Genomic DNA, 6852 nt, shown 5'->3' on the forward strand with positions numbered 1-6852 from the left:
AAGGCGCTCACCCGCGGTTCAAAGGCGGCGTCACGCTCGAACGGCTTGACGCTCAGCGGGCCGCCATCCAGCAGCAGCACCTGCAGGCCACTGCCCTGCAACGCCAGCGCCAGGGCGCTCCCGACCATTCCGGCCCCGACAATCAGCACATCTGCGCGCATGTCCATGCTTTAAGCCTGTCTCGCTGGCGGCTTGCGCCGCACGTAAAGGGTTTTGTCGACCCGCGCCACCAGGGTGCCGGAGCCGTCATGAATCTGGACCTTGAGGTGGGGCAAGTACTTCTCGCCGCCCTCGGTCTGTCGACGAATCTCATCCAGCAAGGCGTCGTCGATGGAAAATTCGGCATACACCGGGCCTTTGCCCGGCGAGATGAAGTCGATGCTCGCGGCCTTGTCCCAGACGATGTAGTCGCGGCCCAGGTTCTCCATCAGCATCAACATGTAGAACGGGTCGACCATCGAATAAAGACTACCGCCGAATTGCGTACCGACGTAGTTACGGTTGTACCAGCCAAGGCCCATACGCACTTTGACGTGCCGGAAATCCGCGCTCATCTGCTGCACGCGGACCCCAGCGCCCAAATACGGTGGGTACACACTCATGACCCAACGCAACAAGCGCGCTTTGCCCAGACGGGCGATCAGCCACTTACGCATCCGGACGCGTGCCCAGGCCCATGGCTTGACGGGCGAACCAGCGTTTGGCCGGCGGTAGCAAATCCAGACCCAGCAAGCCCATGTTGCGCCCCAGCGCGACCAGCGGCTGGGCGCTGCCGAACAGGCGCGTGACCTGATCGGAGAAGCCCACGGTCAGCTTCTGATCCATGCGCTGACGCTCGCGATATGCCTGCAAGGTCGCCAGGTCACCCGGCACCGCTGGCCCGGCCAGCAAGGCCTCGGCCAGGGCACTCGCATCGCGCAGGGACAGGTTGAAACCCTGCCCGGCAATCGGGTGCAGGCTGTGGGCGGCATTGCCGAGGATCGCCAGGTGCGAGCGTACTTGTTCTTCGGCTTCCACCAGGGTCAGCGGGTACAGATGCCGCGCGCCGACTTGCTTCAAGGTGCCCAGGCGGTAGCCGAACACGCCCTGCAATTCACTGAGGAAACTGCGCTCATCCAGGTTGGCCAGACGCTGCGCGTCCATGCCGGCACGGGTCCAGACCAACGCGCAGCGGTTGTCCGGCAGCGGCAGCAGGGCCATCGGGCCGTCGTCGGTGAAACGCTCGAAGGCTTCGCCGTTGTGGGCTTCGCTCGGGGTGATATTGGCGATCAGCGCGCTCTGGTTGTACGGGCGGGCTTTCACGGCGATACCCAATTGCTCACGCAGGCCGGAGCGACCGCCGTCGGCCAGCACGGCAAGGTCACACTCGAGCACGGTTTCGTCGTTGAGGGTCAGGCGATAGCCGTCGGGCAACGGCTCCATGCGCGTGACTTCAGCCGGGCAGCGCCAACTGACCACGTCCTTATCCAGGCCTTGCCACAGGCATTGGCCGAGCCAGGCGTTTTCCACTACGTAGCCGAGGGCCGGCACGCCCTCTTCCATGGCGGACAAACGCGCAGTGGAGAAGCGCCCGCGGTCCGACACATGAATCTGCTTGATCGGTTCGGCGCGGCGGGAGATGGCCTGCCACAGGCCCAAACGCTGATAAATCTGCCGTGCGCCATAGGACAGCGCCGAAGAGCGAGCGTCGTAGCTCGGCTGGTAGCTGTCGCCCGGCGCGAAGGGTTCGATCAGTACGATCTTCCAGCCCCGCGCCTTGGCCCCGGACTGCAACGCCAACGCCAGGCTGGCGCCCACCAGGCCGCCGCCGATAATGGCCAGGTTGACCCGGCTCATCGGGCGGCCGCCATCAACGCTTCAATGTCGGCGACGGTCTTGGGCACGCCGCTGGTCAGAATCTCACAGCCTTGTTTGGTCACTACCACGTCGTCCTCGATGCGCACGCCAATGCCACGCCATTTCTTTGCCACGTTCTGGTTGTCCGGCGAAATATAGATCCCCGGCTCCACGGTCAACGCCATGCCGACTTCCAGCACACGCCATTCACCGCCCACTTTGTACTCGCCGACATCATGCACATCCATCCCCAGCCAGTGGCCGGCGCGGTGCATATAGAAAGGCTTGTAGGCTTCGCTGGCGATCAGTTCGTCAACGTCACCTTGCAGCAACCCCAACTTCACCAGCCCGGCGGTGATGACCTGCACGGTGGCCTCATGGGCCTGGTTCCAATGCTTGTTCGGTGCAATCTCGGCGAAGGCGGCTTCCTGGGAGGCCAGCACGACTTCATAGATCGCCTTTTGCTCGGGCGAGAACTTGCCGTTGACCGGCCAGGTGCGGGTGATGTCGCTGGCGTAGCAGTCGATCTCGCAACCGGCGTCGATCAGCACCAGATCACCGTCCTTGAGCAGCGCGTCATTCTGCTGGTAATGCAGGATGCAGCTGTTGCGCCCGGCAGCGACGATGGAGCCATAGGCCGGCATCTTCGCGCCGCCTTTGCGGAACTCATAATCCAGCTCGGCTTCGAGGCTGAACTCATGCAAGCCAGCGCGGCTGGCCTGCATGGCCCGCACGTGGGCCGCGCAGGAAATTCGCGCAGCTTCACGCATCACCTTCACTTCCGCCGCCGATTTATACAGGCGCATGTCGTGGAGCAGATGATCCAGGGCAACAAATTCGTTCGGCGGCTGGGCGCCCAGGTGCGCTTTAGAGCGGATGACGTTGATCCACTCCATCAGGTGCCGGTCGAACTCGGCATTGCTGCCCATGGCCGAATACACCCGGTCGCGGCCTTCGATCAGGCCGGGGAGGATGTCGTCGATATCGGTGATGGGGAAGGCATCGTCGGCGCCAAAATCACGCACTGCGCCTTCGGTGCCGGCGCGCAGGCCGTCCCACAGTTCGCGCTCGGCATTGCGTTCGCGACAGAACAGCACGTACTCGCCGTGCTGGCGACCGGGCATCAGCACGATCACTGCCTGAGGCTCGGGGAAGCCGCTCAGGTACTGGAAATCGCTGTCCTGGCGGTAGACATGTTCGACATCACGGTTTCGGATGGCCACGGCAGCGGCCGGTAGAATCGCGATGCTGTTGGGCACCATCTGCGCCATGAGCGCCTTGCGGCGACGGGTGTATTCCGCTTTCGGGATATGGATCATGGGCAGATGGGTTTCCTTTCTTGGTGCAGTGACAGCCTTAGTGCAACGACGGCTTGGCCGCGACCGGTTCAGCGGACTTGCGGGTCTCGGTGAACAGCAGCAACGGCGCGACGCGCAGGTATTCCATGACTTCCATGTAGTCGCCTTCACCGTCTTCGGACTCTTCCAGGGCATCTTGCACCTGGGAGATGGCGGCCAGGTCTTGCAGCACTTCCTTGGCGTCGGTGCTCAGCTCAAGGCCGCCGGCGTTCACGCCAAAACCATGGAGGAAGCCCTGGCACCATTCGCCCAGCGCGGCAGCGCGCTCGGTGAGCGGTGCATCGTCGGTCGGCAGCAGCAGGACCACGGTGACGTCATCACCGGTCAGCTCGCCCTTGACCATTTCCTGCAGGCCGATCAGCGCGTTACGCACGTTCTCGGTGGGTTCGGTTTCCAGCAGTTCGGCCACATCGGCCAGCCAGTTGTCGGCGTCAAAGCCGACACCGGTGCAACTGCGGCCCAGCAACACGCCGTGCAGTTCGGCAGGCGAGCAAGGATGACCGCTGGTGCTCAGCAGTTTGGTAAAAGCATCATACGGGGAGTTCTGAATAGGCATGGTGAGCTAGGCGCCAGACGGCGCAATGTCTAGAATGGAGCGCTGTATCCTAGCACCGGCAGACGTACCAAGACTATCAAGGGCGTCAGATCGTTTATCCTGCAGTTGCCATTCATCAGACAAATCCAGTGGAACCCAATGGAAGACACCGACCTGCAAGCGCTGATGGCCAGATTCGAATTGCTAATTGATCGGGTCGAGCAACTAAAGAGGCAAAACGGACTCCTATTAGCTCAGGAAAAGACCTGGCGCGAGGAACGCGCTCACCTCATTGAAAAAAACGAAATCGCCCGGCGTAAGGTCGAATCGATGATTTCGCGCCTTAAGGCCCTGGAGCAAGACTCATGAGTTCAAGCAATAGCGTCACCGTGCAGATTCTCGACAAAGAATATTCGATCATTTGCCCCCAGGAAGAGCGCAGCAACCTGGTGAGCGCCGCCCGTTACCTGGATGGCAAGATGCGTGAAATCCGCAGCAGCGGCAAAGTGATCGGCGCCGACCGCATCGCCGTGATGGCCGCGCTGAATATCACCCACGATCTGCTGCATAAGCAGGAGCGCCCTGACGTACAGGCCAGCGGCTCGACGCGCGAGCAGGTGCGTGACCTGCTGGAGCGTGTGGACCTGGCACTGTCCAACGATTCCGAGGCACCCAAGGGCTGATTGCCGCGCCCGTTTAAGGTATACTCGCCCCACTCCCTGGCGTGCTTGCCAGTCGGCGATGTCCCGGAGCCGATTCGCACTACCCTGGAAGTTGCACGTTTGGCTGGTGTGCATGTCCGCTAGACGGAAAGCCTTAAAGCCTACTGCATCTTCCACCTTGAACTTTCGGGTTCAAGGGCTTAGTCGACAGCGGTTCTGTCGGGGAGCCTGAATCCCAAACTCAATGCCAGTCCCAGGACTGGCATTGTTTTATGAGCCGAAAAACCATGACCGAACCTGCGCCGCTTTCCCGTCCGCAACTTCGACGCATGTTGCGCAACGCCCGCCGCGCCCTCACGCCGAGCGAGCAACGCAAAGCCGCCCAAGGCGTGTATCGGCAACTGGCACAGCACCCGCTGTTTCGCCGGGCCAAGCATATTTCCCTGTATCTACCGACGGACGGTGAAATCGATCCGCGCTTGCTGCTGCGTGCGGCCCAGCGGCGGGGCAAGGCCACCTACCTGCCGGTGCTCAGCGCCTGGCCACGGACCAAGATGGTGTTCCAGCGTGTTCGGCCTGGGGAGAAGCTGCTGCCCAATCGCTTTCGCATTCTTGAACCACGGACGAATGTGCGCCGCCAGCGCAAGGTCTGGGCACTGGACCTGGTGCTATTGCCGTTGGTTGGGTTCGATGACGCGGGGGGGCGCCTGGGCATGGGCGGCGGTTTTTATGACCGCAGCCTGGCTTACCTGGCACGCCGCCAGCACTGGCGCAAGCCGACGCTGTTGGGCCTGGCCCATGAATGTCAGAAAGTCGAACGACTGGTGCAGGCGAGCTGGGATGTGCCGTTGGCGGGCACGGTCACCGATAAGAAATGGTATATCGCACAGGCGTCGCTGGAACCCGCGACGCCCTGAAGAAGGGTTAACGCTTGAACGGTTGTGTCTGCTGCTGAGTCAGCTCAATGGGCGCATCGGTCTTGTTCGACCACAAGCTCTGCGCATACCCGGTGGTCACGACGCCCAGACCAAACAAAATAACCAATATCCATAGTAAATCCGGTTTACGTTGCATCGATTGCCCCCCTTCAGGCACCTCGTACACGATGACAACAACGTTCCAAAGTAGTCCGTTGCAGCTGCGTCAAGCTTAAAATCCCGGCATTCTGCGTTAACGTGAACCAACACGCAAACCTTGACGCCAACCGACCGTCGGTTTGTCATGCAATTGCCCGACAACCTGTCCAACGCCTTTTTCAGGAGCCACCCAATGGCCTACTGGCTGATGAAATCCGAGCCCGACGAACTCTCCATCACCGGCCTGGAACACCTCGGCGAAACGCGATGGGACGGGGTTCGCAACTATCAGGCGCGCAACTTTCTGCGCGCGATGGCGGTGGGCGATGAGTTTTTCTTCTACCATTCCAGTTGCCCGGAGCCTGGCATTGCCGGCATCGGCAAAATCGTCGCGGCGGCGTATCCAGACCCCACCGCGCTGGATCCTTCCAGCCACTATTTCGACGCCAAGGCCAGCCCGGACAAAAACCCGTGGAGTGCGATCAACGTGGCCCACATCCAGACGTTTCCCAAGGTACTCGGCCTGGGCTATCTGAAGCAGCAAACCGCCCTGGCCGAACTGCCGCTGGTGCAAAAAGGCAGCCGTCTCTCGGTGATGCCGGTGACCGCAGAGCAATGGTCAGCGGTACTCGCGCTGCGCTAAACAGCAGAACCTTACAGTCACGCGCCCAACGCATGCATCTAAAGCGCAACCGGGTTAGGCTTGCGCTTCATTTGACCCGTATCAAGCGCCCTCGGGCCAAACCGGTCAGACTAGGACGCTAACACCGCAGGAAGCAACCATGTCGACGAACCATCGCACCTCCCAGTTGTTTGCCACCCTCCTGATTGTGTTGCTGCTCGCCGCCGGCGGTTTCGGTTACTGGAAATCCACCCAGGACCGCCTGCCCGAAGGCTTGAGCATGGGCAATGGCCGCCTGGAATCGACCGAAGTGCAGATTGCCGCCAAGATCCCCGGGCGTCTGGACGAAGTGCGGGTGGATGAAGGCGACAAGGTCCTCAAGGGCCAACTGCTGGCGCGCATGGACACCCGCACCCTGGAAGCCCAGCGCGCCCAGGCCGAAGCCGAAGTGCTGCGGGCCAAGGAAAACCTCGCCGCCGCCGAAGCCAATGTGCAATTGCGCCAGAGCGAACAACTGCTCGCCCACCAGGAGCTCAGACGTACCCAGGAGCTGTACAAGCGCGGCTTCGCCAGCGGCCAGTTGATCGACCAGCAGCAGGCGCGCCAGAACACCGGGAATGCGGCCGTGGTTGCCGCCCAGGCCCAACACGCGGTTATTCGGGTTGGCAGCCATGGCGATGGCGATCAACGCCACCAGCAGCACCATGACACGGCCGACCCACACCAGTTCAACCTGGGAGGCGTTTTTGCGCAGGAAGGTCTT

At 61.7% G+C, this 6852-nt stretch carries 10 protein-coding genes, 1 other RNA gene and 2 pseudogenes; 6 read left to right on the forward strand and 7 right to left on the reverse strand.

Going from position 1 to position 6852, the window contains the following annotated elements:
- The 5 genes from L9Z73_RS22500 to L9Z73_RS22520 all read right to left on the reverse strand — a co-directional run.
- Positions 1–167, reverse strand: a 167-nt coding sequence (locus tag L9Z73_RS22500) for an FAD-dependent oxidoreductase (RefSeq protein ID WP_247405672.1), incomplete at its 3' end; no start/stop codon positions are given.
- A gap of 3 nt (positions 168–170) precedes the next feature.
- Positions 171–656 carry a DUF4442 domain-containing protein gene (locus L9Z73_RS22505; RefSeq protein ID WP_247405648.1) on the reverse strand — a complete coding sequence of 162 codons (486 nt, stop codon included), beginning with the start codon at positions 654–656 and terminating at the stop codon, positions 171–173.
- Positions 649–1836, reverse strand: coding sequence for a 2-octaprenyl-6-methoxyphenyl hydroxylase (gene ubiH, locus L9Z73_RS22510; RefSeq protein ID WP_247405651.1), 1188 nt, complete (start codon positions 1834–1836; stop codon positions 649–651). The genes L9Z73_RS22505 and ubiH overlap by 8 nt, the downstream gene beginning before the upstream one ends.
- The gene (pepP, locus tag L9Z73_RS22515; RefSeq protein ID WP_247405654.1) at positions 1833–3155 is read right to left on the reverse strand and encodes a Xaa-Pro aminopeptidase; all 1323 of its coding nucleotides are present in this window, start codon (positions 3153–3155) and stop codon (positions 1833–1835) included. Before pepP ends, ubiH begins: the two co-directional genes overlap by 4 nt.
- A gap of 37 nt (positions 3156–3192) precedes the next feature.
- On the reverse strand, positions 3193–3750 hold the full coding sequence (locus tag L9Z73_RS22520) for a YecA family protein (RefSeq protein ID WP_247405657.1): 558 nt from the start codon (positions 3748–3750) through the stop codon (positions 3193–3195).
- Positions 3751–3888: 138 nt separating this feature from the next.
- Between L9Z73_RS22520 and L9Z73_RS22525 the strand changes: the two genes are divergently transcribed.
- The 4 genes from L9Z73_RS22525 (at position 3889) to L9Z73_RS22540 (ending at position 5308) form a co-directional block, all read left to right on the forward strand.
- A complete protein-coding gene (locus L9Z73_RS22525) occupies positions 3889–4098 on the forward strand; it encodes a TIGR02449 family protein (RefSeq protein ID WP_247405660.1) in 210 nt (69 codons plus the stop codon).
- Entirely contained in the window at positions 4095–4412 is a 318-nt protein-coding gene (locus L9Z73_RS22530; RefSeq protein ID WP_247405663.1) for a cell division protein ZapA, read from the forward strand. Before L9Z73_RS22525 ends, L9Z73_RS22530 begins: the two co-directional genes overlap by 4 nt.
- 30 nt (positions 4413–4442) lie before the next feature.
- A non-coding RNA gene (gene ssrS / locus L9Z73_RS22535) (6S RNA) lies at positions 4443–4621 on the forward strand.
- A 57-nt stretch (positions 4622–4678) separates the two neighbouring features.
- Positions 4679–5308: a 5-formyltetrahydrofolate cyclo-ligase gene (locus L9Z73_RS22540; RefSeq protein WP_247405674.1), complete on the forward strand. Its 630-nt coding sequence runs from the start codon at positions 4679–4681 to the stop codon at positions 5306–5308.
- 7 nt (positions 5309–5315) lie between these two features.
- On the opposite strand, the gene L9Z73_RS22545 is transcribed toward L9Z73_RS22540, so the two are convergent.
- A complete protein-coding gene (locus L9Z73_RS22545; protein ID WP_247405666.1) occupies positions 5316–5465 on the reverse strand; it encodes a hypothetical protein in 150 nt (49 codons plus the stop codon).
- 195 nt (positions 5466–5660) lie between these two features.
- Here L9Z73_RS22545 and L9Z73_RS22550 point away from each other — a divergent pair, with 195 nt between their 5' ends.
- Both L9Z73_RS22550 and L9Z73_RS22555 read left to right on the forward strand, forming a co-directional pair.
- Positions 5661–6110, forward strand: a complete 450-nt coding sequence (locus L9Z73_RS22550; protein WP_247405669.1) for an EVE domain-containing protein — start codon at positions 5661–5663, stop codon at positions 6108–6110.
- Positions 6111–6249: 139 nt separating this feature from the next.
- Positions 6250–6750, forward strand: a pseudogene (locus tag L9Z73_RS22555) (HlyD family secretion protein); the annotation flags it as partial.
- On the opposite strand, the pseudogene L9Z73_RS22560 reads toward L9Z73_RS22555, so the two are convergent.
- A pseudogene (locus L9Z73_RS22560) lies at positions 6727–6852 on the reverse strand (sodium:solute symporter family transporter); the annotation flags it as partial. The pseudogenes L9Z73_RS22555 and L9Z73_RS22560 overlap by 24 nt on opposite strands.

Source organism: Pseudomonas emilianonis, from assembly GCF_023072625.1.
Classification (GTDB): Bacteria; Pseudomonadota; Gammaproteobacteria; order Pseudomonadales; family Pseudomonadaceae; genus Aquipseudomonas; species Aquipseudomonas paraveronii.

Coding starts and splice junctions, on each gene's coding strand:
- L9Z73_RS22505 (WP_247405648.1), bottom strand. CDS start 656: ATGCGTAAGTGGCTGATCGCCCGTCTGGGCAAAGCGCGCTTGTTGCGT.
- ubiH (WP_247405651.1), bottom strand. CDS start 1,836: ATGAGCCGGGTCAACCTGGCCATTATCGGCGGCGGCCTGGTGGGCGCC.
- pepP (WP_247405654.1), bottom strand. CDS start 3,155: ATGATCCATATCCCGAAAGCGGAATACACCCGTCGCCGCAAGGCGCTC.
- L9Z73_RS22520 (WP_247405657.1), bottom strand. CDS start 3,750: ATGCCTATTCAGAACTCCCCGTATGATGCTTTTACCAAACTGCTGAGC.
- L9Z73_RS22525 (WP_247405660.1), top strand. CDS start 3,889: ATGGAAGACACCGACCTGCAAGCGCTGATGGCCAGATTCGAATTGCTA.
- L9Z73_RS22530 (WP_247405663.1), top strand. CDS start 4,095: ATGAGTTCAAGCAATAGCGTCACCGTGCAGATTCTCGACAAAGAATAT.
- L9Z73_RS22540 (WP_247405674.1), top strand. CDS start 4,679: ATGACCGAACCTGCGCCGCTTTCCCGTCCGCAACTTCGACGCATGTTG.
- L9Z73_RS22545 (WP_247405666.1), bottom strand. CDS start 5,465: ATGCAACGTAAACCGGATTTACTATGGATATTGGTTATTTTGTTTGGT.
- L9Z73_RS22550 (WP_247405669.1), top strand. CDS start 5,661: ATGGCCTACTGGCTGATGAAATCCGAGCCCGACGAACTCTCCATCACC.